Annotated in this window: 25 protein-coding genes; 16 read left to right on the forward strand and 9 right to left on the reverse strand. The window is 39.8% G+C overall.

The genetic code is table 11. The features are described from left to right. Positions 1 to 2: 2 nt before the first annotated feature. Positions 3 to 2,273, forward strand: coding sequence for a transglycosylase domain-containing protein (locus ACIR310F_RS0120560; RefSeq protein WP_028085456.1), 2,271 nt, complete (start codon positions 3 to 5; stop codon positions 2,271 to 2,273). Positions 2,274 to 2,325: 52 nt separating this feature from the next. Here ACIR310F_RS0120560 and ACIR310F_RS0120565 read toward each other — a convergent pair whose 3' ends face one another. Both ACIR310F_RS0120565 and ACIR310F_RS0120570 read right to left on the reverse strand, forming a co-directional pair. Further along, positions 2,326 to 3,810: a DUF4335 domain-containing protein gene (locus ACIR310F_RS0120565; protein WP_028085457.1), complete on the reverse strand. Its 1,485-nt coding sequence runs from the start codon at positions 3,808 to 3,810 to the stop codon at positions 2,326 to 2,328. A gap of 9 nt (positions 3,811 to 3,819) precedes the next feature. Next, the gene (locus ACIR310F_RS0120570; protein ID WP_028085458.1) at positions 3,820 to 4,455 is read right to left on the reverse strand and encodes a DUF3038 domain-containing protein; all 636 of its coding nucleotides are present in this window, start codon (positions 4,453 to 4,455) and stop codon (positions 3,820 to 3,822) included. A gap of 213 nt (positions 4,456 to 4,668) precedes the next feature. Between ACIR310F_RS0120570 and ACIR310F_RS0120575 the strand changes: the two genes are divergently transcribed. Then, positions 4,669 to 5,187, forward strand: a complete 519-nt coding sequence (locus ACIR310F_RS0120575; RefSeq protein ID WP_028085459.1) for an adenine phosphoribosyltransferase — start codon at positions 4,669 to 4,671, stop codon at positions 5,185 to 5,187. 29 nt (positions 5,188 to 5,216) lie between these two features. Continuing rightward, on the forward strand, positions 5,217 to 6,263 hold the full coding sequence (locus ACIR310F_RS0120580) for an ABC transporter permease (RefSeq protein ID WP_028085460.1): 1,047 nt from the start codon (positions 5,217 to 5,219) through the stop codon (positions 6,261 to 6,263). 151 nt (positions 6,264 to 6,414) lie between these two features. On the opposite strand, the gene ACIR310F_RS0120585 is transcribed toward ACIR310F_RS0120580, so the two are convergent. After that, positions 6,415 to 7,020: a hypothetical protein gene (locus tag ACIR310F_RS0120585; RefSeq protein WP_028085461.1), complete on the reverse strand. Its 606-nt coding sequence runs from the start codon at positions 7,018 to 7,020 to the stop codon at positions 6,415 to 6,417. A 149-nt stretch (positions 7,021 to 7,169) separates the two neighbouring features. Here ACIR310F_RS0120585 and ACIR310F_RS25910 point away from each other — a divergent pair, with 149 nt between their 5' ends. Beyond that, positions 7,170 to 7,487 carry a hypothetical protein gene (locus ACIR310F_RS25910; protein ID WP_155963942.1) on the forward strand — a complete coding sequence of 106 codons (318 nt, stop codon included), beginning with the start codon at positions 7,170 to 7,172 and terminating at the stop codon, positions 7,485 to 7,487. 144 nt (positions 7,488 to 7,631) lie between these two features. Next, positions 7,632 to 7,820 carry a hypothetical protein gene (locus ACIR310F_RS23370; protein ID WP_035368660.1) on the forward strand — a complete coding sequence of 63 codons (189 nt, stop codon included), beginning with the start codon at positions 7,632 to 7,634 and terminating at the stop codon, positions 7,818 to 7,820. Positions 7,821 to 7,835: 15 nt separating this feature from the next. Here the strand turns inward: ACIR310F_RS23370 and ACIR310F_RS0120595 are convergent, their stop codons facing one another. The 5 genes from ACIR310F_RS0120595 to ACIR310F_RS0120615 form a co-directional block, all read right to left on the reverse strand. After that, a complete protein-coding gene (locus tag ACIR310F_RS0120595; RefSeq protein WP_028085462.1) occupies positions 7,836 to 8,066 on the reverse strand; it encodes a type II toxin-antitoxin system HicB family antitoxin in 231 nt (76 codons plus the stop codon). Continuing rightward, positions 8,063 to 8,302: a type II toxin-antitoxin system HicA family toxin gene (locus tag ACIR310F_RS0120600; protein WP_028085463.1), complete on the reverse strand. Its 240-nt coding sequence runs from the start codon at positions 8,300 to 8,302 to the stop codon at positions 8,063 to 8,065. Before ACIR310F_RS0120600 ends, ACIR310F_RS0120595 begins: the two co-directional genes overlap by 4 nt. Before the next feature lie 136 nt (positions 8,303 to 8,438). Beyond that, positions 8,439 to 8,789, reverse strand: a complete 351-nt coding sequence (locus tag ACIR310F_RS0120605; protein WP_015081375.1) for a DUF1257 domain-containing protein — start codon at positions 8,787 to 8,789, stop codon at positions 8,439 to 8,441. Between the two features lie 146 nt (positions 8,790 to 8,935). Further along, the gene (ycf46, locus tag ACIR310F_RS0120610; RefSeq protein WP_028085464.1) at positions 8,936 to 10,447 is read right to left on the reverse strand and encodes a stress-responsive protein Ycf46; all 1,512 of its coding nucleotides are present in this window, start codon (positions 10,445 to 10,447) and stop codon (positions 8,936 to 8,938) included. Between the two features lie 93 nt (positions 10,448 to 10,540). After that, on the reverse strand, positions 10,541 to 10,888 hold the full coding sequence (locus ACIR310F_RS0120615) for a slr0373 family blue light stress response protein (protein ID WP_028085465.1): 348 nt from the start codon (positions 10,886 to 10,888) through the stop codon (positions 10,541 to 10,543). A gap of 343 nt (positions 10,889 to 11,231) precedes the next feature. On the opposite strand from ACIR310F_RS0120615, the gene ACIR310F_RS0120620 reads away from it, so the two are divergent. The 10 genes from ACIR310F_RS0120620 (at position 11,232) to ACIR310F_RS0120665 (ending at position 23,203) form a co-directional block, all read left to right on the forward strand. Then, the gene (locus tag ACIR310F_RS0120620) at positions 11,232 to 14,897 is read left to right on the forward strand and encodes a Calx-beta domain-containing protein (protein ID WP_028085466.1); all 3,666 of its coding nucleotides are present in this window, start codon (positions 11,232 to 11,234) and stop codon (positions 14,895 to 14,897) included. 293 nt (positions 14,898 to 15,190) lie between these two features. Continuing rightward, complete coding sequence (locus ACIR310F_RS0120625) at positions 15,191 to 15,652, forward strand: hypothetical protein (protein WP_028085467.1); 462 nt, start codon at positions 15,191 to 15,193, stop codon at positions 15,650 to 15,652. 23 nt (positions 15,653 to 15,675) lie between these two features. Continuing rightward, positions 15,676 to 18,138 carry a dynamin family protein gene (locus ACIR310F_RS23900; RefSeq protein WP_028085468.1) on the forward strand — a complete coding sequence of 821 codons (2,463 nt, stop codon included), beginning with the start codon at positions 15,676 to 15,678 and terminating at the stop codon, positions 18,136 to 18,138. After that, positions 18,138 to 18,557 carry a XisH family protein gene (locus tag ACIR310F_RS0120635; RefSeq protein ID WP_028085469.1) on the forward strand — a complete coding sequence of 140 codons (420 nt, stop codon included), beginning with the start codon at positions 18,138 to 18,140 and terminating at the stop codon, positions 18,555 to 18,557. Before ACIR310F_RS23900 ends, ACIR310F_RS0120635 begins: the two co-directional genes overlap by 1 nt. Beyond that, entirely contained in the window at positions 18,542 to 18,874 is a 333-nt protein-coding gene (locus tag ACIR310F_RS0120640) for an element excision factor XisI family protein (protein ID WP_028085470.1), read from the forward strand. The genes ACIR310F_RS0120635 and ACIR310F_RS0120640 overlap by 16 nt, the downstream gene beginning before the upstream one ends. Before the next feature lie 43 nt (positions 18,875 to 18,917). Continuing rightward, on the forward strand, positions 18,918 to 19,361 hold the full coding sequence (locus ACIR310F_RS0120645) for a DUF29 domain-containing protein (protein ID WP_028085471.1): 444 nt from the start codon (positions 18,918 to 18,920) through the stop codon (positions 19,359 to 19,361). Positions 19,362 to 19,655: 294 nt separating this feature from the next. After that, positions 19,656 to 19,850, forward strand: coding sequence for a hypothetical protein (locus ACIR310F_RS23905; RefSeq protein ID WP_028085472.1), 195 nt, complete (start codon positions 19,656 to 19,658; stop codon positions 19,848 to 19,850). 238 nt (positions 19,851 to 20,088) lie between these two features. Further along, positions 20,089 to 20,592 (forward strand): hypothetical protein, encoded by a 504-nt coding sequence (locus tag ACIR310F_RS0120655; RefSeq protein WP_035368651.1) that lies wholly within the window; start codon positions 20,089 to 20,091, stop codon positions 20,590 to 20,592. Between the two features lie 182 nt (positions 20,593 to 20,774). Then, complete coding sequence (locus ACIR310F_RS0120660; RefSeq protein WP_028085474.1) at positions 20,775 to 21,929, forward strand: NAD-dependent epimerase/dehydratase family protein; 1,155 nt, start codon at positions 20,775 to 20,777, stop codon at positions 21,927 to 21,929. A gap of 140 nt (positions 21,930 to 22,069) precedes the next feature. Next, on the forward strand, positions 22,070 to 23,203 hold the full coding sequence (locus ACIR310F_RS0120665; protein ID WP_028085475.1) for a glycosyltransferase family 4 protein: 1,134 nt from the start codon (positions 22,070 to 22,072) through the stop codon (positions 23,201 to 23,203). Positions 23,204 to 23,268: 65 nt separating this feature from the next. Here the strand turns inward: ACIR310F_RS0120665 and ACIR310F_RS0120670 are convergent, their stop codons facing one another. Beyond that, a complete protein-coding gene (locus ACIR310F_RS0120670; protein WP_028085476.1) occupies positions 23,269 to 23,541 on the reverse strand; it encodes a DUF7219 family protein in 273 nt (90 codons plus the stop codon). Positions 23,542 to 24,239: 698 nt separating this feature from the next. Here ACIR310F_RS0120670 and purC point away from each other — a divergent pair. After that, positions 24,240 to 24,965, forward strand: coding sequence for a phosphoribosylaminoimidazolesuccinocarboxamide synthase (gene purC, locus ACIR310F_RS0120675; protein WP_028085477.1), 726 nt, complete (start codon positions 24,240 to 24,242; stop codon positions 24,963 to 24,965). Positions 24,966 to 24,974 lie beyond the last annotated feature (9 nt).

Below are 24,974 nucleotides of genomic sequence, written 5' to 3' on the forward strand. Positions count from 1 at the left end.
TTATGAGTTCACCCCAATCTCCTCAAAAGCCAAAAACTCTACTTGGTCAACTGACTCAAGCAGTAAATACCATTCAAGCTAGAGTTGATTTTTCCAAGTTGGCACTCAAACCCAATGCCAAAGTACCAAAACTATTAGTCCATGATGCCGGAGTCAATCAAACCTTAGAATATCCATTATTAGGCGATCGCTATATTCTGGGACGTAGTTCTAAATCCTGTGATATCGTCGTCCGTAACCAAGTTGTCAGCCAAATTCATCTCTCACTGTCGCGGGATTCTACCCAAAACACCCCCATTTTCACCATCAAGGATGAAAACTCCACCAATGGCATATATTTTGGCAAAAGACGGATCAATGCCCTGGAAATGCGTCATGGTGATGTGATTACCTTGGGTCCTCCCGCACTAGCCGCTTCTGTACGTCTGGAATACATTGATCCACCCCCTTGGCATCAGCAAGCCGCTACTTGGACGGCTTATGGTGTTGTTGGTGTCACTGCGTTGACAGCTTTAGCTATAGGTGCGGAATGGCTAAAATTTTCCGTTAGACCCTTACCTACAGCCACACGGGCTCCCGTGGTTGTCTATGCTCGTGATGGCTCAACCCCACTCCGTGAACCTCGGAATATCGCTCACGTAGATTTAAAAAAGTTATCCGACTTTGGACCCTATTTACCTGCTGCTGTGGTCGCTTCCGAGGATAGTCGTTATTATTGGCACTTTGGTGTAGATCCTTTGGGTGTGTTGCGAGCCGTATTCATTAACAGTCGTAGCGGTGATTTTCAACAAGGAGCGAGTACAGTTACCCAACAAGTAGCTCGCAGTTTATTCCGTGAATATGTCGGTAGTCAAGATTCTTTAGAACGCAAATTAAAAGAGGTTGTTGTCTCCCTCAAATTAGAAACGTTTTACAGCAAAGATGATATTTTACTAACTTACTTAAACCGGGTATTTTTAGGTGCAGATACTTCAGGTTTTGAAGATGCTGCTAAATATTATTTCAGTAAGTCAGCCAAGGAATTAACTCTAGCAGAAGCAGCAACTTTAGTAGGAATTTTACCCGCTCCCAATGCTTTTGATTTTTGTGGAACAGGTCCGCGCAAACTCGGAGCTAGTGATTATCGAAATCGAGTCGTGAAACGAATGCTGGAAATGGGTAAAATTACCCAAGCAGAAGCTAACCGGGCCCGCCGTTCGACGGTGCAAATCAATCCTAAAGTCTGCGAAACACAAGCAAAAACCATTGCCCCCTATTTTTATGATTATGTCTTTCAAGAACTGATATCAAAACTCGGTCCGGCTGCGGCTAGAGAAGGTAACTATATCATTGAAACCCAATTAGACCCAGGTATTCAAGCTCAGGCCGAAAGTGAGTTAAAAAAGTCCATTTCCCAAGCTGGCTCAAATTTGGGTTTTTCTCAAGGGGGGTTGGTAACTCTCAACTCGAAAACTGGCAGTATTGTGGCTATGGTAGGAGGGACTGATTACAGAAAAAGCCAGTTTAATCGCGCTGTACAAGCCCAACGACAACCCGGTTCTACTTTTAAAATTTTTGCCTACGCTGCGGCCCTAGAAAAAGGTATTTCTCCTTATACAAGTTATTCCTGTAATCCCTTACGTTGGCAAGGCTTTACCTATAAACCCTGCCGGGCTGGCGCTGGTGGTAGTTTAGACATAGCCACTGGTTTGGCACTTTCAGAGAATCCTATAGCCTTACGGGTAGCAAAGGAAATTGGCCTGAATAAAGTGGTGGACATGGCCCAGCGTTTGGGTGTGAGGTCTAATCTTGAAGAAGTACCCGGTTTGGTATTAGGTCAAAGTGTAGTTAATGTTTTAGAAATGACTGGTGCTTTTGGGGCAATTGGTAATCGTGGGGTCTGGAATCCTCCCCATGCTATCAGTAGAATTTTGGACACTAGTGACTGTCAGAATCTCAAAGATAGAGAAACCTGTCGTGTTATTTACTCCTTTGATCAAAATCCAGATGCTAATAAACAAGTGCTAAAAACGGCAGTTGCCAAACAAATGACTAATTTGATGCAGGGGGTAATTACTCATGGTACGGGTCGTAGCGCTGCTATTGGCTTAGGGGAAGCTGGTAAAACCGGAACAACAAATAATAATGTTGATCTCTGGTTTATTGGCTTTATTCCCAGTCGTCAACTTGTTACTGGTATTTGGCTAGGAAATGATAATAATTCCCCCACTTATGGCAGCAGCGCCCAAGCCGCACAACTTTGGGGTAATTATATGGGTAAAATTACCAAGTAGAGTTTAGGTAACAGGGGGATGATTAACCCCACAGACAACCCAGAACCGACAATTATCTGTATCCTGAGAAAGGAGTTACTTCTAATTCACCTTTAGGTGTAAATACTACTCTAAAATGAGCTAGAGGTTCTTTGTAGTTCGGTGCGGCCACATTCGAGCCATAAAGCGATTGAAATAACTGGGGAAGAGGTGTTTCTCGAAAATGGTCAAAAGCAACTTGATTAAGTGGTTCGTAGTCGGCTATAGCACCTTCTTTATTCACTGCTACTCGATATTTCAAGTCGCTGGTAAAGGTGGGACGACTACTCCAATTTTGACGAATTGTACTATACAGCTTTTGATTTAGATCTTTGACTTGACTGGTTTGAGTAATTTTCTCACCGACTACTTCTGGTGTTTTAGCGTATCCTCCCCAAGGACTAATTTGTAAAACACCTGTTTGAGTAAAGACGACTTTGAATTGAGCAATGGATTCATTAGCTACTGCATTGCCAGGATTATACAGCAGTTTAGGCAGTGGTGTTTTTTCTATTGCATCACTGGCCGCCCGATTAACAGATTTGTAACCAATAATACTACCATCAGCAGCGACACCTAAACGATAAACTAAATCCTCTGGTAATTGTGAGCGCGTTGTCCAAGCTGGATTAATTTGATTATAAACCTGGCGATTTAATGCCCGTAACTGGGATGAATCTGTGATCTCTGGTACGGTCTTTAAAAGTGCTTCTAAATCTTTGGTTGCAAGGGGTCTGGCTGTTTTTGTCGCTGTGGGAGTTGCTGCTTCTTTTGGTAAAGGAGGATTAAGAGGAGTAAAGGTTGCTGTTGAAGGTGCGGTTGTGGGTATTGTAGTGCTAGATTGTTCCTCTGGTTTGACTTCCGGTGGACGGACTTGAGGGATAGGAATCAAGAAACAGGCCAATGCGGCCAAGACTAGACTGGATACACCTACTGTCGCTGGAATTGCTTGTTTGCGGAAAATTTGACTTGAACCACCACCTTGGGCAACTGGGTGTAATTCTAAGCATAATTCTGGTAAAGTTTGGCTATCAGCGAAAAACTGATCTACAGCTTCAACTAAATCAAATAATTGGACTGTGTTCAGGATAATTTCAATGGGTTTTCCTTCGTTGGAGTTCTCTTCGAGATTGTCTTGTATGATTTCCGAATGCACAATTAATCTGTGACTGTTACCGTCTATTTTTTGTAATTCTACTAACTCTGATTCCTGATTTTGAGTGTCAAATTTTTGACCCTGATTTTCTGGTACTTTACTTAAAACTTCTTGGGCTAAAACCTCTTGGACATAATTACTGACGGCTGTAACTAAACTTTCAAAAAATTCCCTGCCCCCAACTATGGGTTGAGTGTGACTAGATAAATAGCATTCTGCGTTTACCAGTATAGACAATTCTGGACGTAGATCTTGAAAGTTAGGGGCAATCCCCCCTTGGTTGCTCGCAGTCCGTGTCATATCGCTTAACCCTTCTAGGAGCAGGGTACAATTGGGTAAACTATATTTACGTTGGATATTCATTTTTTTTACTTACTCTACCTCACCATCAAAAAGAGAAATCCAGTACCGCTGCATTCCCGCTGTACCGGTGCAAAATAGTAATTTTCCTAGTAGGTTTATAGCTAGTTGATCTAATTTATCATCAGAATTTAATGCTATTACACCAGAACGACGGTAATTCATCCGACTTTTAAAATGCGCTCTAAACCTTTCTAGGTAATTAGCTAATCTTAAATTTTGTTCTAGGGGAATCTGCTTTTGGGCTAATTGTTGGTATATAGTTAGTAGTTGACGGATGGTAACTGTTAACCGCCTAGCAATGTAGCAAGCAATCACTACTAAGGCTTTAGCCTCTAAAATATCCAAAGGACGGCGACTATGCGCCCTCCGCATGGGGTTAGAAGCTCTCATTCGCCATAAGTTGACCCGATTTTTGATAATTCCCTTGAGGTCTAATTCTTCAGCTAAAGACAAAATCGCTTCCGAACCGCCCAGTTCTAAGGCTTCAATTGCTAGTAACATTAGATCTATTTCCGTTCTAGTTTTCCGTGGACATACCTGTCCATGGAAGGCTGGATCTGGTAAAGTATCCAAAATCTCATGTATTCCCTGGGAATTTTGGGGGTTGTTTATATTTACAGGTTGAAGATGAGCAGCGACATTCATTCTATAAAATACCTTATGGGTTTCCAATCAAGTTATTGACTTTTTCACTACCGCCCATGGCTGGAGGGCGATATGACAGTTCAATTATATACGTTGCGAGCTATTGACTCTTGACTTCACGGCTTTACCAGTATCCAGGGTATGACATTATAGGGTAAGATACTTCTTGATCTTCAGGAAAATTTTTCTCTCACAAAAAAGTATTTCTCAAATATGGATTTAAAATCGCTGATTCGTGATATACCAGATTTTCCTAAGCCGGGAATTTTATTTCGAGATGTCACTACTCTATTAAGCGATCCAAAAGGATTGCGTTATACTATTGACTTTTTAGCACAAAAATGCTCAGAAATTGAAATTCAGGTAGACTACATTATCGGTATGGAGTCGCGGGGATTTATCTTCGGCGCACCGGTGGCTTATAAATTGGGTGCTGGTTTTATTCCCGTTCGCAAAAAAGGCAAGTTACCGGCAGCAGTTCACGCTATTGAATATCAATTAGAGTATGGTACAGATACCCTGGAAGTACATCAGGATGCTTTACGTCCCGGTAGCAAGGTTTTAATTGTAGATGATTTGATTGCTACTGGTGGAACTGCAAGTGCAACGGCAAAATTAGTACAAAAAATTGACTGCGAACTTGTCGGTTTTGGGTTTATTATCGAACTACGGGATTTACAAGGTCGGAAAAATTTGCCCGATGTCCCCATTATCTCACTAGTTGAATATTAACAAAAAATAATTGACAATGGCAATCTGAGATGACCAGTACAAAAATTTCCCTGGAAACGAGTCGAAACTGGCTAATCAAGCTGGTTACTAGTGAGACCTTTATTTATATAATCAAACGGCTTTTACAGGCACTATTAACGATTTTTTTAGCGTCGGCCTTGTCGTTTTTTATTATGAAGTTATCTCCTGGTAATTTTGTAACTAGCCTGCGGCTCAATCCCAAAATTTCACCAGAAAGGATTGACGAAATTATAAAACAATTTGGTTTAGATAAGTCTTGGCCAGAACAGTTTGGATTTTGGTTAAAGCAAATTGTTACCAAAGGTGATTTTGGCACAAGTTTTGTTTATCAACGTTCTGTATCATCGCTGTTATGGGAACGAGTACCAGCAACTTTATTTTTAGCGATCGCTTCCCTAATTATAACCTGGTCCATGGCTATTCCTTTGGGTATTCTCGCTGCGGTGAAACAAAATCGTCTTACTGACCAGGTTTTGCAGGTAGTCAGTTACGCTGGTCAAGGTATTCCCAGTTTTATCACTGTCTTATTTTTGCTCTTTTTAGCCCAACTGACTACCCCGCTTTTTCCCGTGGGTAATATGACTAGTATTGATCATGCAGAACTAACATGGTTAGGTAAAATTTTGGATATCGCTTGGCATTCGATTTTACCATTAATTGCTTTGAGTGTTACCAGTTTTGCTGGTTTACAACGCATTATGCGTGGTCAATTATTAGATGTTTTACGTCAAGACTATATTCAAACTGCTCGCGCTAAAGGACTTCCAGAAAATCGCGTTATTTATGTCCATGCTTTGCGAAATGCTATTAACCCATTAATTACGTTATTGGGTTTTGAATTAGCAGGTTTGTTAAGTGGTGCATTTATTACAGAAAATTTCTTTAACTGGCCAGGTTTAGGAAAATTAACCCTACAAGCAGTTTTAGTCAAAGATCAATATTTAGTCATGGCCAGTTTGGTCATGAGTGCAGTATTATTAATTCTTGGTAATTTAATCGCTGACTTAATTTTAAAAGCCGCAGATCCGAGAATTAAATTAGAAGATTTGAATTAGAACCCAACTTACACAAAATATCTCTTAAACTCTCTTTTCTGCATGAAACTAATACTCAAACCCTAGTGGAACTTAAACATTTAATGACCACCATAAACAACAGCTAATGTAAGTCTTAACAAATTTATTGGGTAAACTTAGAAAATTTAGTTTATGCCAAAATTCCTACCAAAATTCTCATTAGATCTTCTAAATCATCAGGAATGCGATATAAGGAAATGTCCTGAAAAATTTGCTGATTGATTTTTTCTAATATTCCAAAACGCCAAGCATCACCAATGGTAACACATCCATAAAAAACATCTCCTTCTTCTACTTGAGAAATAGCAATTAATTCTACAGCAAGTTGTGTAAAACCTCGTGTTAAATCATCATTTTTAGCTTCAACTACCAATAAACTAGGATTATGTTTGAGAAAATAATCTAAATTACCCTTTAACCAGTTATTTACAGACAATGGGTATTCAATTCTCACTTGACATTGACAATAGCGAGCAACTTCTAATAATGTTGGTGCTACTAGGGTTTCTCGTCTTGCTGCTTCACTACTCAAACTTACTAAAGGTAAAGATTCTTCAATTCGTTGTTTTAATTCTTCTAGTCTTTGTAAATGGCGATCGCTTCGTGGTAAAGTAAGATGTTTTCTTATTAAAGAATAGCCCAATTCTGCTAATATTTCATCAGGTTCATAGGGCATTTCAAAGTAAGATCGAAATGTGTAGGATTGACTTTCTGATAATATTTTTCTACGAGTCATAAATTTATCTGAATCAGAATTTACAGGTAAAGAAGTAAAAAGAGCAATTAAAGCCTATTAGAATTTAGATTTTTACATGGCGTGAAAACGTGCATTCATAATCAATCATTTGTCTGAATCAGGATATCCAGGATTTTAGGGTTTACAGGATGTTAATTTTCAATCATCTCACATTCAACTTTGTCTACCGTAGCGATCGCTTCTGTATCAATTTTCATAAACCAGCATCTTTTTTACACAGCATCATTATAAATCAACTGAGTAAGCATTATACTAAACCTAACCCATCTAAACCAGTATTTGTTAAATATATTTACATTAATCAGGATGATTTTAATAACATATTTTTCATACCTACTCAAGTCACAACTTTTCTTAAATCCTGTAAATCCTCAAATCCTGGACATCCTGATATGGCTACGCCACGCTTCGCTATCAGACAATTATTTATTTTAATTTGTAATTAACCAGGACTTACGCAAAAAGAACCGAATTTGGGGTAATTCATGAATTACCCCTACCCAAGAATAAGGTGTTCAGCCACATCTTACGTAAGTCCTATTAACTACTAAAATATTAATACTATGAACTTGTTATCTCCCTAGCACCCCATGACCACCATTAAAGAAAAACTCATTGCGTCAATTGAAAACGCACCAGAACCTATTCTGGAAAAAACCCTCGACTATCTTGAATATCTCAAAACCAAAATAACTGCCTCTACTATTAAATCAAGCAGTATTCCCATAAAAGATGGAGAACCGATATTACGCGGATCTAAAGCCAAAGATTTACTATAATTGCCGAAACTTAAACTAGGCAACCTGTAACGGTTGTGTAGGAAGCATTCTAGGTTCTGGTAATGCTTTATTCTCTTCAGTCAGCATCTCAACAAAAGTTTCAATCACTTCCTTACCATTTCTCGCAGCTTCTTCATAAGTTCTACCATGAGTATGAAACTCCTGCCAGGGAAATTCAGGTAAGTGAACTAAAAAAAGTTGATCCTCTTGAGACCATTGAATCACCATACTGTAATGATAAGTCATTCTTCACCTTCTTGATTTTCTTGCTTGTTCAATTCTTCAAGTTTTTTCAGCACCCGTTGAATGTTTTTTTCTAAATATAACGGAGCATCATCTCCATCTTTTCCTGGTATGGTCAAGGGTTCTTCTGGTAATAATGGATGCTTCCAATAAGTATGACTTCCTTTGCCTCTACCTGCTTGAAGGAGATACCCAACTTTTGCTACTATTGCCTTCAGTTCTCTTATTTTCTTCGGCATTTCTCATTACCATACCCCTAGTTTATATTTTATGCTATTTATTTACAACATAATCCTGATTCAGACAAAAAAAAGCGGGCTAACCGCTGATTAGAAGGTTAACCCGTTTCACTTTGGGAACGCGCTAGAGAAATTGTTACTGCAATACCAACTTAACGTTAGCGTTTTGCAGACCGCGCTGTTTTACTTCAGCCAAAGTCTTGTTAACGGCATATTTTTGATTAATAGAGTTGATTAACTCAGTCTGGTTGTGCTTCTTAGCAACACCCCAAAGGTCAGCAATGAGGTCAAAAGAACCGTCACTGTTACGAGACCAACCTAAATCGTACTCGCCTTCCAATACAGCAACGATGTCGGAGCGGAGACGTTGACCATTATAACCGCGAACATCAGCTTCAGTTTTTACACTGATACCCAAGTCGCGCAAAGAAGATTTGAGAATTTCGGCATCGGTGATCTTGGTACGCAGAGTGCTAAAGTGAGACATTTGGGTTTCCTCCAATAAGAAGATTGATGAGAAAAACGACAACGGTTCTTTTTTTTTTCAGCGAAGCCGCATGATTTGGGAACGGCTTTTTTCTAACTGTTAGTCTTGTGACTAACCTTTCCCCCTGATATAGCAGAGGAAAGCTTTTAAAACTCCATGCGCTGATATTCAGCAACAGAGGAGGCTGCGGGTCTAGCACGCTGTCTGGCCCAGTCTCTTAAAGCTGTGACCTGTTCTTGCATCGTTCGTGACAGCGGCAAAGTAGACTTCAATGCAGCAATAATATCTAATTGGGTGAACTCCCGATCTTGGGCGAAGGCTTCATACATAGCCGCCACGACCGCCTGTTCAATTTCTGCCCCCGAAAAGCCATCGGACATTTTTGCTAGTTGTCCTAAATCAAATCTAGCAATATCTTCCCGACGTTTGGTCAGGTGAATACCGAAGATATCCTGACGTTCTTCAGGTGTGGGCAGATCCACAAAGAAAATTTCATCAAAGCGACCTTTCCTCAAAAACTCTCCAGGTAGGCGCTCTACACGGTTAGCAGTGGCCATTACGAAAACTGGAGATTTCTTTTCTTGCATCCAAGTCAGGAAAGAGCCGAAAATTCTGTTTGATGTCCCCCCATCAGAATCGCCAGAACCACCGCTACCCGCAAAGGATTTATCCAATTCGTCAATAAACAGAATCGTGGGGGAAATTGATTCTGCCGTTTTTAGGGCGTTCCGCAGGTTGGCTTCACTGCGACCCACCATTGAGCCGTCGTAGACCCGCCCCATATCTAATCTCAGAATTGGTAAACCCCATAAACGGGAGGTAGTTTTAGCAATTAGTGACTTACCACAACCGGGAACACCGAGAATTAACATTCCTTTAGGTTGAGGCAAACCATATTCTCTCGCTCTTTCTGTAAAGGCGTTGGAGCGTTGGGTGAGCCAGGTTTTCAACTCTTCCAAACCACCCACAGCATCAATGGTTTCATCTTCTTCGAGGTACTCCAAGATACCGTTACGGCGGATGAGTTGTTTTTTCTCGGACAGGACTATATTAACTTCATTTTCCGTCAATTGCCCCGTTGTTACCTGTGCTTTGCGGTATACTTTCTCAGCTTCATCTTTGGTTAGACCCAAAGCGGCTCGAAGAAGCCTTTCTCGCGCCTCGGTTGTTACCTTTCGTCCCCGATTTTGCTCTTGATGGGCAGTTAAAACTTTATTCAACTCAGCCATGTCAGGCAATTGAAAATCTAAAACAACAACTTCTTTTTCTAGTTCAATGGGAACCTGTTGCACAGGAGACATCAAGATAATGTTCTTTTGCGTTCCTTTGAAACTAGCGATCGCGTCCCGGAGCGATCTAGTTGTTGCTGGCGCATCAATAAAGGGATGTAAATCTTTAAGAATAAATATACTGGCTTCTTTTTGACGAATTATCCAATCAATCGCTGCTTCGGGAGAAACAGTATTGTGTTGGGTTGTACTGCGAGGTTGACCGTATTCGACGATACCGTGAGTTACTGTCCACACATATACTCGCCTTTGGGGCTTTAACTCTTGAGAGACTTTAAAAATTGCCTGCTCTGCCCGTTCTTCCTCGGAGGTCACAAGGTAGATTAAAGGGTATTGAGCTTGAATTAAAATATTGAGCTCTTCTTTCATACTATCGACCTACTTGAGACCTTATAGAGACAGCACTAATAACGGTAGCCTGGCCTGAAGCCATACTATGAATTAATCATTAACAATTCCTATCTAGCAAGGGACCAATTCTTCCTCACTCTTAGGATGGGTTTGCTCTTTTTCTCTGTTGTCAATAGGTAGACGTTCCTCACCTATTATTCCCGCTGGATTACCCAAATCCACTAGTTCTCCATTCCGTAACACCAGTGAAGTTTCACAAGTGGGACAGGAATAAAGCCGATGGGTCCGCCCATAAGAAGACGCTTCTAATTCTTCTACTACTTCTGAGTTCGTCAGGTAGAAATTGAGCGCTCGTTCTGCCATATCTGACATCGGTTCTGAGTCAACAGCAGAACGAATTTTCAGTCTTCTGTGCAATTCTGGCGACAAATATAGCGTAACCTTTTGCTTACTTTGCATATCACTTTCTAGTGGTCTTACCCGGGTATGTATATCACTCTATCTGTTCTTTTCTTGGTTGTCAAGATGGTAAGCCGTTTTAATGCCTATTTTGTTACATTTCTTAACTAAATAGTCATTAGCCAGGATTTACATAGAAAAATAAAGCAATATTAAATACATAAAAGTCCGATATTTAAATCCGATGTTAAAAATTATTTCCGCAAAAATTTATTTCCGCAAAAACCATCTACACTACTACATAGCGATTACTTTCATGTATCCGGGCGATCGCTAGTGCCAGTCTCATAAGTCTTGATCGATTAAATGTAAATGCAAACAAGTAGTTGATGGAAAGGATGTTATGACTAATCTTCTTCAGGCCACTCTCAACAAGACCTATAACCAACTGAAAAACTTTGCTGGTTTAAATGACTTCTGGAATTTGTTTGAAATAGCATTTGGCACACAATATGACCATACAGTAGCCACAAATCTCCGTTCTCAATGGCTTGTAGGTGATTTTAGTTCATTTCCGCAAATTGAAATTCTTGATAGTAGCATTCTTGGTAATGCTAATGGCGCTTATGGGACTAGCACGAATAAGATTTATCTCGCTTCTGATTTTCTTGATACAGCTACGGATACAGACATTATTGCGGTTTTGTTAGAAGAATACGGGCATTTTATTGATGCTCATATCAATCAGAAAGATAGCGCTGGTGACGAAGGAGACATTTTTTCTAATTTGGTGCGTGGTAATATTCTCAGTGCTGCGACATTACAGACTTTGAAAAATGAGAATGACTGGGCAACAATTACCATAGATGGACAGAGTATTGAGGTAGAGCAAGCGCTTATACCAACCGACTTAGCCTTTGCGTCGAGTTACTTAATCGATCAAGATAACAAGAACAACTTCCTCTATGAAAATGTCCAAACGGTACTTTCTGCGCTTGGTGGTCCTCCTGAATTCAGAGCGCGGTTTATAAATATATCAGGGAATACATTCCCCAATGATATACCCCACGTTTTAGGACTGGGTTCATTTACAGGTGGAAATAATACCGTAGCAGTACCTTTTCAAGGAACATTTATTGATCCGCTAGATTCCACAGAGAAGGGACTACTTATCCATACCTCTACAAGTGGAATCGGAAGTGGGACTGGTTCAATTTATAGCAATATATGGGAACCCACAGATATCGCTAATTTATTCTTTGCTAAGTTATTCGCAAACAACCTAGGAGATGCGACAAACACCCTAACAAAAGAACTACTTGCTGAGGATACATTCAAGGGATCACCTGTAAATTTAGGTTATTTATCCCGTTCTACAACGAGCCATATTAAAGCAACTTTAGTTTGGACAGGAGTTCCTGGCGGCGGTCTTAGCACGGATGCTAACTTAAATTTGACGTTACAGGGGAATACTAGTGGTTTAATTTACACTCCTAGTTTTTTACCACTTAATACTGCTAGCACTTTAGGTGGTGGTTGGGGTTTTAATGGAACAGATAGTGTTCCTGGCGGTACTATTAACGCGGTTGATTACATCGAACAAATTTTTATTCCAGCAGCTAGTTTAAATCCGTTGGACACTGGTTACAAGGTTACGATTGGTGGGACGCTAGGTTCTGTATCCCCTATTACAGGTCAAGATTTTTCCATCTTTTTCAGTGTTACGGGTGTTGTCGGTAACGGTCATGGTTCGGGTGATGTACATCTGTCAACTTTTGATGGAAAACCCTATGAATTTCAAACAACTGGGGAGTTTATTCTTGTCAAATCCCTGATAGATGATTTTCAAGTGCAAACTCGCCAAGAAGCTTCACCTTATTGGATTGGTGCTTCAGTCAATACTGCTTTTGCTATAAATCTTGGTGGTTACATTATTAACTATGATATAGATTTAGCACAGGCTCAAAGACTATCTATTGATGGACAAAGTTACAATTTATTGAGTGGTCAAACCCTTGATTTGGGTATCGGTCAGATAAAACGTCAAGGCTCTCAATATACCTTTACGTATGCTGGTCTAGATGGTATTATTAATACCAATGACGATGATCTAGTAACAGCTTTTGTCTATGAGGATACGATTAACACTAGTCGATATTATATTAATATTGATGTTAATCCTGCTGATTATCGTTTTGGTTTGTTGCAAGGACTTTTAGGTAATGGCGACGGTATTACTAGCAATGACTTTGCCTTGCGTGATGGTACTAACTTACAATTGAATCCTGGACAGTGGCAACGGAACCCTACCGTCCATACTACATTTGCTGATAGTTGGCGTGTTACTCAGGCAGAATCTCTCTTTCCTGCAACAACACCAACTGCTGCTGCTTCTAGTTTTGCTTCAGACATTATTATTGATCCCAAACCTGTAGACCCCTTTGATCCCCAAGCCGTAGCTGCTGCTTTTGCTTTGGTTAATGCGGCAGGAGTTGCGGCAGGACAATTTCAAGTTGGTGCAGTAATAGATTATCTTCGTACTGGAGATCCAAGCTTTATCAAGTCGGCTAAACAGTTTGGTGACTTCGTACTTCAAGATGACAAGGGAGTAATCCAACTTGGAAGCATCCAAGGTAGTAAATGGAACGACGTTAATGGTAACGGCATCTGGGACACGGGTGAACGAGCCTTAGCAGGTTGGACAATTTACATTGATAGCGTCACCAATGGACAATTAGATCCTTGGGAAATTTCCACAGTCACTAACGCTGATGGTAAATATACCTTCAGCAACTTAGGACCAGGAGAATATGCCATTCTGGAAGTGAATCAAACAGGTTGGATACAAACCTTCCCCACCACTCCCTATGCTCTAAACTTGAAAGCAGGGGAAAAATTGACTGGCATTAATTTTGGCAACTACTTTCAGTTACCCAAGATTAATCTTAGTCCCAGCAATCAGACTGTTGTTGAAGGTTTAACCACTTCTCAAAACGCCTCCTACACCGTCACTCTTTCCCAAGCAAGCAACCAAACCGTCAGCGTTAACTATGCTACTGCTAACGGTACTGCAACGGCAGGATTAGACTACACCGCCACCAATGGCACTCTAACCTTTGCCCCTGGTGCTACTAGTCAAGTCATCAATATTCCCATTCTCAATGATTCCCTTAATGAGGCAGATGAAACCTTTACTTTAACTTTGTCTTCTCCTACTAATGCTATTCTTGGTGCGGTGACGGCAGCTACCACGACTATAACCGATACTCTCACTGCCGCTGTCACCACAACTTTACCCGCAAATGTGGAAAACTTAACACTGACAGGAGCAGCAGCCATTAACGGTACTGGTAACGCAGGTAATAACGTCATCACAGGTAACACTGGTAATAACATCCTTAATGGTGGCGCTGGTACAGATACCTTAATTGGTGGTTTAGGGGATGATATTTACGTTGTAGATAGCGCCACTGACACCATTACAGAAGGTGTCAACGCAGGTACAGACACCATTCAATCTAGTGTTACTTACACCATTGCGGCTCTTGCTAACGTGGAAAACTTAACACTGACAGGAGCAGCAGCAATTAACGGTACAGGGAACGCAGGTAATAACGTCATTACTGGTAACGGTGCTAATAACATCCTTAATGGTGGTGCTGGTAATGACATCCTAACCGGGGGGCTGGGAAAAGATACTTTAACTGGAGGGTTGGGAGTAGACCGTTTTGACTACCGCACTTTAGCTAATTCCGCCTTGGGTATCTTTGATGTCATTACCGACTTCAGTGCTACTACTGGTAATGATTTATTCCTTGTTTCCACTGCTCGCAGCGGATTTTCTAATGTCGGATCTGTGGCAACACTTGATACAGCTGGGATTGCAGCTAAGTTAACTAATACTGTGTTTAGAGCTAACTCTGCTGCTCAATTTACCTTTGGTACTCGTACCTTTGTGGCTATTAACGACGCTACCGCAGGATTTAGTGCCACTACGGATGCCATTATTGAGGTGATAGGTTTAACTGGTACTTTAGGAATCAGTAACTTTACCACTGCTTTAGTGTAGCTGCTGGTATCCTTGAGGTAAACCACTTTGTAGAGACGTTTCATGAAACGTCTCTACATTATTTTTATGCTAATAGGCAATAATTGACATTTTTAGGCACATTTAGTAATTACCCACAAGTTACGAACTAATGAACCACGTTCGCGGAGCGTCCCGTCAGGGATAGGAGCGAAGATCACGAACATCGGATTCTGAAATTAGAACAACGAGTTTATAGAACAGAAGTTCAGCATAGAATTGAAGATGCGATCGCAGCATGGTAATCAAAACGGACATATCAAGGATTTCATTGGGTGATTCAAGTTCCTTTTGTTATTCGTGAAATTGTAGATTATGCTCTGGGTGATTACGAACGATTAATCACCAAAGATAAAGACAGCCAACTGCGTCAGAGTATAAGCGATAGAATACTTGCAACGGATAACACAATCCCCGATAACCATTTTTCATTAATCGAACTCCTCAACCTTTCATATAGCGAAACATCACCAGACAATCGAGAACTTGCGGGTTATTTGCTGGAAGTAGAATCTATTTCTGAACAAAGAATAGGGAAAACGCCTTATTTGTTCACCCTTGGTAAAACCCTAGAATTAGCCACACAACAGCAGCACCAAGACCCAGCAAAAGCCGCATTTGAGCTATGTCGTCGCTATCCAAATACAATGATTTATCCTGCAACCAGCAAAAGAGAATTTGTGGAACGCATTGTGAATGAAACGGCAAATGATCGGCTCAATTTGATAAAATTTTAGTGTAATAACAGGAGAATAAACCAATGTCTAATAATGTTCTAAAATCTGATATTTATGCACTTCAGAAATCTGTAGTTAGTGTTTTATCACAAGTTCTGGATTTGATGAACTATGCCAGTCAAAATTTAGAGACTCCAAACAGTGAGGATCGGCGCTGGTCAGAAGAAGCCAAGAGCATCGAAAATGAGATTACTAAAGTCAAAAATTTAGAGTTACGCATGGCGATCGTTGCTCCCATGAAGGCGGGTAAGTCCACGATTATTAATGCGATCGTAGGGCAAGATATTTTGCCAAGTCGTAATACGGCGATGACAACGCTACCGACTGAGATCGTTTTCTCCAAAGAAGTCACTGAACCGAAGTTAAAGCTGCGGTATGAGGGTGCTGATACTTTTGATGTATTAAGGCGATCATGGAGAAGTCTCAAGGGAAAAATAAATCAAATTGGACTTGATCAAGCGAAGGAAAGCACGAAAGATTATCCTCATTTACAATATTTACTAGAAGATGTGGCTGGCAATCCAGAACTATCTTTTGCGCCAGAAACATCGGGAACAGAACCTATCCAAACTGCTTTGACAAAGTTAAATGACCTTGTTCGGCTATGCAGCGTTTTAGTGCCATCCGACAATGCGCTCATGTCTTTGGTGTCTGTCCCGCGCCTCGAAGTGCCTTTTTCTGAAACTGAATCGAGTCTCAAATTGGATGGAGTTGGCAAATTAGTTTTTGTTGATACCCCAGGCCCAAATGAAGCAGGTGCTCTCAAGCTTGATGATGTTGTCAAACGCCAACTTGATGCCAGTTCAATCGTTTTACTAGTATTGGATTTTACTCAATTGAATACTGATGCAGCAGAAAAAGTAAAGAGTGATGTTGATAAAGTAGCAAAAATCAAGGGGCTTGAGAGCATTTACATTTTGATCAACAAAATTGATCAACGTAAAGAAAAAGGCATGACAAAAGAAGAGGTTTTAGAATTTGTTAATAGCAAGTTCGGAATTGCAGCCAGTACAGATCGAGTCTTTGAGATTTCTGCCTCGCGTGCTGCTTATGCCTCTAATTTTCGTGCTGAATTACGTCTAAATCCAAGTATATCCGATCCAACATTAATGAAAACATCTGAGCCTTTGGCTAGACAAGCTTTTGGTGATATGTGGGAAGACCTATTCCCAGAAGCTACTATAGAAGGAATGACAAAAGCCTCAGATCGTATTTGGAGTAAGTCTGGTTTTGCCGAATTTTTAGAAAAAGCGATCGCGGCATTAATGATACAAGCTGCCCCTCTTACGCTTTTCAATGCTCTTAATGATGTGCGTTTTAGATTAACGAAACTTCAGGAAAGCATCCAGCTTCAGAAAAGTGCTTTTGGTAAAGACATTCAGACATTACAGGGACAAATCGCTGCCTTAGAACGTGATTTAACTATTCTTGTGGATTGCCAAAATAAACTTAAAACTCGAGTTAATACTCTGGCTACAAATCTAGAGCAAGAATTAACCAGTAGTCTCCGTAAGATGAAAGAAGAAAGTATTGCAAAGTTTAAAAGGATTTTTGACAAGCGTGAGTTTGATGAAGCAGGATGGACAAAATATTTTGTAGAATTTTTGTCTCGTTGGGCTGAATTGTCTGGCGTTAAACAAGGTGCTAGAGAATTTAACTCTAAAGCAGAAGCGGATAGATTTATTGAAGAAACAACTGCGTCGGCAAGAAATATTGTCAATGCTTTGATGATCAATGCGAGAGAAGATGCTTTAAAAAAAGTTACACAATCTCGCCAAAAGATTGAATCTCTTATTAAAAGGGAGAGCCTACCAGTTATTCAGCAGGCCCAAAGGCGGTTGGCACAAACATTCAATGTAAATCTACAGCTACCAGATATTTTGGGTAATATTGAACTCGAACACAATATTCGGTTAGATGTTAGCGTAGAGTCGGATGTTAAGACGGTCTATGAAGCCGGTGAAATGGTTAAAGAGCGGCGTTGGTACACACTTGGTCTTTGGGAACATAACAAAGAAGTCAAAGAAAGGATTTGGTACTCATTGTGGCTTTGGGAGCATAACGACACCTCATCTACTGGTCAAACCGTATCCAGAAAAGATTGGGACGGGGTTACTCGTATATACGACGCTAAAGCAGTTGAAAAAGAAGAAACACTTTATAAGGTTTCGATTGATGAAATTACTAATTCCTTTAATCAATCAATCTCATCTGCGGTTAACAAGGTGACGAACCAGATTCTTAGCTATCTTCAGGACGATTTTCAATCTGGAATTGACAGTTTTTTTGCCGAACTTGATCAGTTTTTAAAGAGCTATCAAGATGACCTAAAGAAATCAATTGAAGCGGGTAAGCGATCAGCAGAAGATCGCGCAGCTTTGAGTGTTGCATTTGATTATATTTTGGATAAAAGTCCCCAACTAATAAATGATTTTGATAGGCAAAAAGGCTATGTAAATGAGCTTTTACCAAAAAGAAAACAATAATGTCTAGAAGAGATGATTTACATTTTCCTTTACGCCGTACTCTTGAAAAAGATGGATGGATAATTACTGATGATCCTTTGATTTTGGTGATTGGAGAAACACTCTTAAAAGCTGATTTAGGAGCAGAAAAGTTCTTCACAGCCGAAAAAGAAGGGCGTAAAATAGCTGTTGAGATCAAAGATTTTGATGCTTCTTCGGTCATCAGCGATCTGCAAAAAACAATGGGACAACTTCAACTTTACCAATGGGCTTTAGAAAAACAAGAACCAGATTGCCAATTATTCTTAGCCATCAGCCAAGAGATGTATATTAAGCATTTTCAAAAGCCAATTTTCCAGTTGGCGATCGAGCGCAATAAAATTAACTTGATAATATACGAACCAGATCAGGAGGTTATAATCCAATGGATAAATCATTAAATTACATAGACATTCTCAAAAAAACCGTAAAGGATGCCACGATCGCACAGCCGCGATTACAAGCAATCAAACTTTATCCAGTTTGTGATGCTGAGTCTGGACATTTTCTAGTTCTTGCCACAGGTCGGGATAAACATTGTTGGATGGATAGTATCCTATTTCATGCGCGACTCATCGAAAAAGATAACGGCAATTCTCAAATCATTATCGAAGAAGATAACTTCGAGGAAGGATTAGTTGATACACTCATCGAGGCAGGAATCAAAAAAGAAGATATTGTTACCAGTTGGCAACAGGCAATTACTACGAATAAATAACTTGATGGAAGAATCCCCTCACAAATTATTAGGAGAATAACCTATGACCACGAATCTGTATGAAACCGACTTTAATCTTTGGATAGAACAAACTGTTAAGCAACTCAAAAATGGACAAATTCAAGACCTAGATATAGAAAACTTAATTGAGGAAGTTCAATCAATGGGAAGCAATGACAAACGGGAAATTAAAAGCCGATTAATTGTTTTAATTATGCACCTATTAAAGTATAAATATCAACCAAAAAAGAAAACAAAAAGCTGGACTTCAACTATAATAACCCAAAGAAATGAACTCGAATTAGTCTTAGAAAACAGTCCTAGCTTAAACCCATTCCTCAAAGAAAATATATCTGAGTGCTATCAGAAAGCACGAAAAAACGCTGCAAGGGAAACAAAACTACCCTTAACCACCTTTCCCCTAGAATGTCCCTTTACCCCAGAGCAAATCATGGACTCCGATTATTTCCCAGACACAAACGCTTAATATAAATATTGATACACTCATAGAGGCAGGAATTAAAAAAGAAGATATCGTCACCAGTTGGCAACAGGCGATCGCTACGAATAAATAATTTAAGTTCTTATATGAAAGAAACCAAAATCAAAAGTTGATGACAAGCATTATGTTGACGGTTGGCTAGGTGATAATGTCCCTCTCCAAGCCTTAGCAAATCGTGGTTGTACCCATGCGATCGTCATTCATTTAGGAAATGGTGAACTTTGGAATCGTCATGATTTCCCTAATCAAACAATCATTGAAATTCGGCCAAGAGAAGATATGGGTGGTCTCAACAAATTACTAGATTTCAGTCCCAAACGGATTCAACTCTTGCAAAACCGAGGTTATGAAGATGCTAAACTCTGTCTCGAACCAATTTTACAAACACTCATAATTGAGCGATCGCGCCAAAAAAGTTTTGCGGAGCTTCAGGAAACATCAAAGCGATTAAGAGACGAGCCACCAGTTTATTAGACATCTCCGAGAAAAATTGTAGAGACGTTCCATGGAAAGTCTCTACAGAGTTTTCCACCCACGCATATTTAATTTCTGGAGATGTCTATTAGTTAAAACTGAATGATAACATTATTTTGTATAAACAATACCTGAGATTTCAGTGCCGAATTTAGGTGTTATTAGCCGTCTATGAGATAAAACCCCTAAAGCCTAAAACCATGTATTTTCCTAGACACATAAAATATCAAATTTGAGAATGAAACAGCCCTGGGGTGCGGTACAAATAAACAGGGCGCTGTGCGCCATTACTTGCAGTATTGGTATAGGAATCATTGTTTGGGGGTGTAATGCAAATAACCTCCAGCCTCAAAATCAGACATGGAAGATATATAAGAATCCTCGTTATGGTTTTGAGTTTCCCTACCCCCATACTTGGCAAGAATTAAGAAACCCAGACAACAGTGATGGAGTTGTATTAGTTTTACCAAACAAGGACAACGTAGAAATTCGCTCTTATGCCAGTAAGCCCGTATTAGGATTTTCACCCAAAACTCAAGAACAAGTATATAATTTTCGGACTAATCAAGGGGTTTTTAGCGTCCTGACGGTAGAAGTTAAGGAAAAGGTGACTGTAATTAAGTTGACCATTACTCAAGCAGAATTGGAATATTCCTGGCAAGGACAAAGCGATAGTCAAGACTTTCAAAATTATTATCGCTTGTTTTACCATATTGCTCAAGAGTATAAAATTAGTCAGTAGTTAGTTGTCAGTTGTCAGTTGTCAGTTGTCCGTAGTTAGGTAAGCAGTAGGAATTATTTTCTATTTTTAATTTTTAATTATTTTTTTATTTTTAATTGATTACTGTCTTAGGGAGAATTTAATGATGAAGAGGGGACATAAACCTGATAGATTTAGCTATCAGCGAGTAAAAACTGGTAAAGATGAAAGTCCTGGTTATTGGTGGTGATGGGTATTGTGGTTGGGCAACCGCGCTTTACCTTTCTAATCGAGGTTATGAGGTTGGCATTTTAGATAGTTTGGTGCGACGACACTGGGATAATGAACTGGGTGTAGAAACCCTGACCCCAATTGCACCAATTCAACAGCGTCTCCAGCGATGGCAAGATTTGACTAGTAAGTCTATTGATCTGTTTATCGGCGATATTACTAATTACGAGTTTCTGCATAAGGCCTTACATCAATTTCAGCCGACAGCAATCGTGCATTTTGGTGAACAGCGTTCAGCACCATTTTCCATGATTGACCGTGAACACGCTGTTCTCACCCAGGTCAATAATGTAGTGGGAACATTGAACTTACTGTATATCATGCGGGAAGATTTCCCTGATTGCCATTTGGTGAAATTGGGAACAATGGGTGAATATGGAACTCCTAACATTGACATTGAAGAAGGATACATCACGATTGAACACAACGGCCGCAAGGATACTTTGCCCTATCCTAAGCAGCCCGGTTCAATGTATCACTTGAGTAAAGTCCATGATAGCCATAATATCCACTTTGCTTGCCGGGTTTGGGGGTTAAGAGCTACTGACTTAAACCAAGGGATAGTTTACGGCGTTCTCACCGACGAAACGGGGATGGATGAACTTTTAATTAACCGCCTGGATTATGATGGTGTATTTGGTACGGCACTGAACCGTTTCTGTATTCAAGCTACCGTAGGACATCCCCTCACCGTCTACGGTAAAGGTGGACAAACTCGCGGCTTCTTGGATATTCGGGATACGGTACGATGTATTGAATTAGCTATTGCCAATCCTGCTGAACCGGGAGAATTTCGTGTGTTTAACCAATTTACTGAACTATTTAGTGTCGGTGATTTGGCAATGATGGTGAAAAAAGCCGGTAACGCTATGGGGTTAAATGTGGATATTAACCACATAGATAATCCTAGAGTGGAAAAGGAAGAACACTATTTTAATGCGAAAAATACCAAACTCTTGGATTTGGGTTTACAACCTCACCTCCTCTCGGATTCTCTACTTGATTCTCTATTAAACTTTGCCGTCAAGTATCAGAACCGAGTTGATCACAAACAAATTCTTCCCAAGGTTTCTTGGCATCGAAAATAGGTGACAGGTGCTACGCCACGGGGACAGGTGACTACAGAGAGAGAAGTTTCTATGGTTCTTTCTCCTGACTCCTGAACTCCTGGCTCCTGACTCCTGAACTCCTGACTCCTGACTCCTGAACTCCTGCTGTCTGGTTTTTTATGCGAATTGCTCTATTTACAGAAACCTTTTTGCCAAAAGTTGACGGCATTGTGACACGCCTCCGTCATACTGTTGACCATTTACAACGTCATGGAAATCAAGTTTTGGTATTTGCCCCTGAAGGTGGAATAACTGAACATAAAGGTGCGAAAGTTTACGGGGTTAGTGGCTTTCCTTTACCGCTATATCCAGAGTTAAAAATGGCACTCCCTCGCCCTGCTATTGGTCAGGCTCTAGAAGAATTTAAACCAGATATTATTCATGTTGTTAATCCCGCAGTTCTAGGATTATCAGGGATTTTTTATAGTAAAATTCTGAAAATTCCCTTGGTGGCTTCTTATCATACTCACTTGCCACAATATCTGCAACATTACGGTTTAGGAATGTTAGAAGGATTACTATGGGAGTTACTAAAAGTCGGCCATAATCAAGCAGCATTAAACCTGTGTACTTCCACGGCCATGATGACGGAACTTACCGAACATGGAATTGAAAGGGTAGATTTGTGGCAACGGGGGGTAGATACTGAGTTATTTTCTCCCGATTTAGCTAGTCACAAAATGCGATCGCATCTTTCCCAAAATCATCCAGATAGCCCCCTATTATTGTATGTTGGTCGTCTTTCTGCGGAAAAGGAAATTGAACGCATTAAACCGATTTTAGCAGCTATTCCTGATGCCAGATTAGCATTAGTTGGAGATGGTCCCCACCGCCAAGCTTTAGAAAAACACTTTGCTGGCACAAATACTTATTTTGTTGGCTATCTCATGGGTAAAGAATTAGGCTCTGCTTTTGCCAGTGCTGATGCTTTTATTTTCCCTTCCCGTACAGAAACACTGGGGTTAGTGTTGCTAGAAGCCATGGCCTCCGGTTGTCCAGTCGTAGCAGCCCGTTCTGGAGGTATACCTGATATTGTCACAGATGGTGTAAATGGATATCTTTTTGATCCCCAAGCTGATATTCAAGAGGCGATTAATGCTACTGTAAATTTGTTAAAACAACGACAGGAAATAAATATTATCCGTAAGAATGCCCGTGCCGAAGCGGAGAAATGGGGGTGGTCATCTGCTACAAAACAACTTCAAGATTATTATCAAAAAATAGTCTTCAACCATGAAAAATTCAATTCTTAATTACCGGTTTCCGTGACCTGTGACAGAAACCCCAGGGAATTTACCACCCCTGCGGTATCTGTTGATTAACCCTCTTCAGAACTGTTATTTTCCGAAGATTGTTCACCTATTTTCAGTTGTTTCTTCGACTGCTTTAACTGCTTCCAAAGCAACTTTATTTGCTTGTAAGCATCCTCTGGCGTAACTTTTCCACCTGTTTCCAAGTTACAAACATAGCTAACTCTTTGGGCAAATTCCTGTAAATTAGCGTTGAATACCAAGTTTTCTGGTTTTACACGACCATAGTAGCGACTACGGGGATAGAGAAAATCGTCTTTACTCACTATTTTTTTCTCCATTTACTCAACTGCTCTATAAAAATGTATAAAACATATACCGTTATCAGCCCTTTCCACATCATATCTACTGATAAGTAGATGGAAAATAAAATGTAACAGAATACTTGTCTTGAGGTTTTTTGCTACATTCAATACCCGGATATGTATTTATAAGTTGGGTAGTTGAGGGGTTTTTGGTATTCATCTGATAGTGCAGGGTTTTATTAATTATAGGTGAATTGTAGTAACTGGTCATTTTTGATTATCCCCTCATTTATTAACAACAGATTATATAAACTTCTGTAAGTTATGACTATATTCCTGAAAATAGATTAGTATATTCTACAATATTTTGCAAATCAAATTTTGGCAGCAGATCACACACATCGAACTCAGGTAAGATTAGATACATGACTACGGACACCTATCAGAAAAATTAAGTAAGTATATTATATATAATATATAACGCAGATTAATGATTTATACATATTTTCCTGTTGGTTTACCTTAATTAATCGAGTGACAGCGAACAGATAAGAGTAATAATTTTACATTATCAGTCTAGAATAGATCGAAGGAACTTAAATTAGTTAACTTAAATCAGTTGATGAAATATTCTGAAAATTCCTGTTCACCAATAAGTAATATCTGAAGATAAAATGGTGAAGCTGATTTCATCAAAGCCGTCCACTACCAAAAACAGTTTTTAAAATCTTATCATGTCTGTTAATTCTAAACTCTACGAAGGCAAAGCTAAAATTCTCTACGCTACAGAAGATCCAGAAATTTTGTTGGCTGATTTTAAAGATGATGCTACAGCTTTTAATGCTCAAAAACGCGGCAGCATTGAGAATAAAGGGATGATCAACTGTAGGATTTCTAGCCAACTATTTCAAAAATTGGCTAAACAGGGTATTAAAACTCATTTTATTGATAGTCCTGGCCCGAATTTAATGCGAGTAAAAGCTGTAAAAATCATCCCCGTGGAGGTGGTAGTGAGGAACATTGCGGCTGGTAGTTTGTGTAAGCAAACTGGGTTAATACCAGGTACAGTTTTATCAAAGCCCTTAGTCGAGTTCTATTACAAAAATGATTATTTAGGTGATCCTTTACTAACGCGCGATCGCTTATTGCTTTTGGAATTAGCGACACCGGAACAAGTTGATCAAATTATCTATCTAGCACTAGAAATCAACAAATTTCTCCGGGAGTTTTGGGAAAAATGCCAGATTACCCTAGTAGACTTTAAACTTGAATTTGGTTTAGACCACCAACAGCAAATACTGTTAGCTGATGAAATTAGTCCTGATACCTGTCGTTTATGGGACATGATTGAAACCGATCCTGAGAACCGAATTATGGATAAAGATCGTTTTCGTCGTGACTTAGGAAATATAGAGGATGCTTACCAGCAGGTTTTACGGAGAGTATTAGAAGTAGTGTAAACTACTTAA

It is taken from the genome of Dolichospermum circinale AWQC310F (assembly GCF_000426925.1).
Lineage (GTDB): Bacteria > Cyanobacteriota > Cyanobacteriia > Cyanobacteriales > Nostocaceae > Dolichospermum > Dolichospermum circinale.

Excerpts from the sequence above, each read along its gene's own strand:
- ACIR310F_RS0120600 (WP_028085463.1), bottom strand. The coding sequence starts at position 8,302 with ATGCCGAAGAAAATAAGAGAACTGAAGGCAATAGTAGCAAAAGTTGGG.
- ACIR310F_RS23370 (WP_035368660.1), top strand. The coding sequence starts at position 7,632 with ATGACCACCATTAAAGAAAAACTCATTGCGTCAATTGAAAACGCACCA.
- ACIR310F_RS0120640 (WP_028085470.1), top strand. The coding sequence starts at position 18,542 with ATGGATAAATCATTAAATTACATAGACATTCTCAAAAAAACCGTAAAG.
- ACIR310F_RS0120595 (WP_028085462.1), bottom strand. The coding sequence starts at position 8,066 with ATGACTTATCATTACAGTATGGTGATTCAATGGTCTCAAGAGGATCAA.
- purC (WP_028085477.1), top strand. The coding sequence starts at position 24,240 with ATGTCTGTTAATTCTAAACTCTACGAAGGCAAAGCTAAAATTCTCTAC.
- ACIR310F_RS0120635 (WP_028085469.1), top strand. The coding sequence starts at position 18,138 with ATGTCTAGAAGAGATGATTTACATTTTCCTTTACGCCGTACTCTTGAA.
- ACIR310F_RS0120575 (WP_028085459.1), top strand. The coding sequence starts at position 4,669 with ATGGATTTAAAATCGCTGATTCGTGATATACCAGATTTTCCTAAGCCG.
- ACIR310F_RS0120665 (WP_028085475.1), top strand. The coding sequence starts at position 22,070 with ATGCGAATTGCTCTATTTACAGAAACCTTTTTGCCAAAAGTTGACGGC.
- ACIR310F_RS0120620 (WP_028085466.1), top strand. The coding sequence starts at position 11,232 with ATGACTAATCTTCTTCAGGCCACTCTCAACAAGACCTATAACCAACTG.
- ACIR310F_RS23900 (WP_028085468.1), top strand. The coding sequence starts at position 15,676 with ATGTCTAATAATGTTCTAAAATCTGATATTTATGCACTTCAGAAATCT.
- ACIR310F_RS0120660 (WP_028085474.1), top strand. The coding sequence starts at position 20,775 with ATGAAAGTCCTGGTTATTGGTGGTGATGGGTATTGTGGTTGGGCAACC.
- ACIR310F_RS0120565 (WP_028085457.1), bottom strand. The coding sequence starts at position 3,810 with ATGAATATCCAACGTAAATATAGTTTACCCAATTGTACCCTGCTCCTA.
- ACIR310F_RS23905 (WP_028085472.1), top strand. The coding sequence starts at position 19,656 with ATGGGTGGTCTCAACAAATTACTAGATTTCAGTCCCAAACGGATTCAA.
- ACIR310F_RS0120560 (WP_028085456.1), top strand. The coding sequence starts at position 3 with ATGAGTTCACCCCAATCTCCTCAAAAGCCAAAAACTCTACTTGGTCAA.
- ACIR310F_RS0120570 (WP_028085458.1), bottom strand. The coding sequence starts at position 4,455 with ATGAATGTCGCTGCTCATCTTCAACCTGTAAATATAAACAACCCCCAA.
- ycf46 (WP_028085464.1), bottom strand. The coding sequence starts at position 10,447 with ATGAAAGAAGAGCTCAATATTTTAATTCAAGCTCAATACCCTTTAATC.
- ACIR310F_RS0120670 (WP_028085476.1), bottom strand. The coding sequence starts at position 23,541 with ATGGAGAAAAAAATAGTGAGTAAAGACGATTTTCTCTATCCCCGTAGT.
- ACIR310F_RS0120580 (WP_028085460.1), top strand. The coding sequence starts at position 5,217 with ATGACCAGTACAAAAATTTCCCTGGAAACGAGTCGAAACTGGCTAATC.
- ACIR310F_RS0120655 (WP_035368651.1), top strand. The coding sequence starts at position 20,089 with ATGAAACAGCCCTGGGGTGCGGTACAAATAAACAGGGCGCTGTGCGCC.
- ACIR310F_RS25910 (WP_155963942.1), top strand. The coding sequence starts at position 7,170 with ATGTTAATTTTCAATCATCTCACATTCAACTTTGTCTACCGTAGCGAT.
- ACIR310F_RS0120585 (WP_028085461.1), bottom strand. The coding sequence starts at position 7,020 with ATGACTCGTAGAAAAATATTATCAGAAAGTCAATCCTACACATTTCGA.
- ACIR310F_RS0120605 (WP_015081375.1), bottom strand. The coding sequence starts at position 8,789 with ATGTCTCACTTTAGCACTCTGCGTACCAAGATCACCGATGCCGAAATT.
- ACIR310F_RS0120645 (WP_028085471.1), top strand. The coding sequence starts at position 18,918 with ATGACCACGAATCTGTATGAAACCGACTTTAATCTTTGGATAGAACAA.
- ACIR310F_RS0120615 (WP_028085465.1), bottom strand. The coding sequence starts at position 10,888 with ATGCAAAGTAAGCAAAAGGTTACGCTATATTTGTCGCCAGAATTGCAC.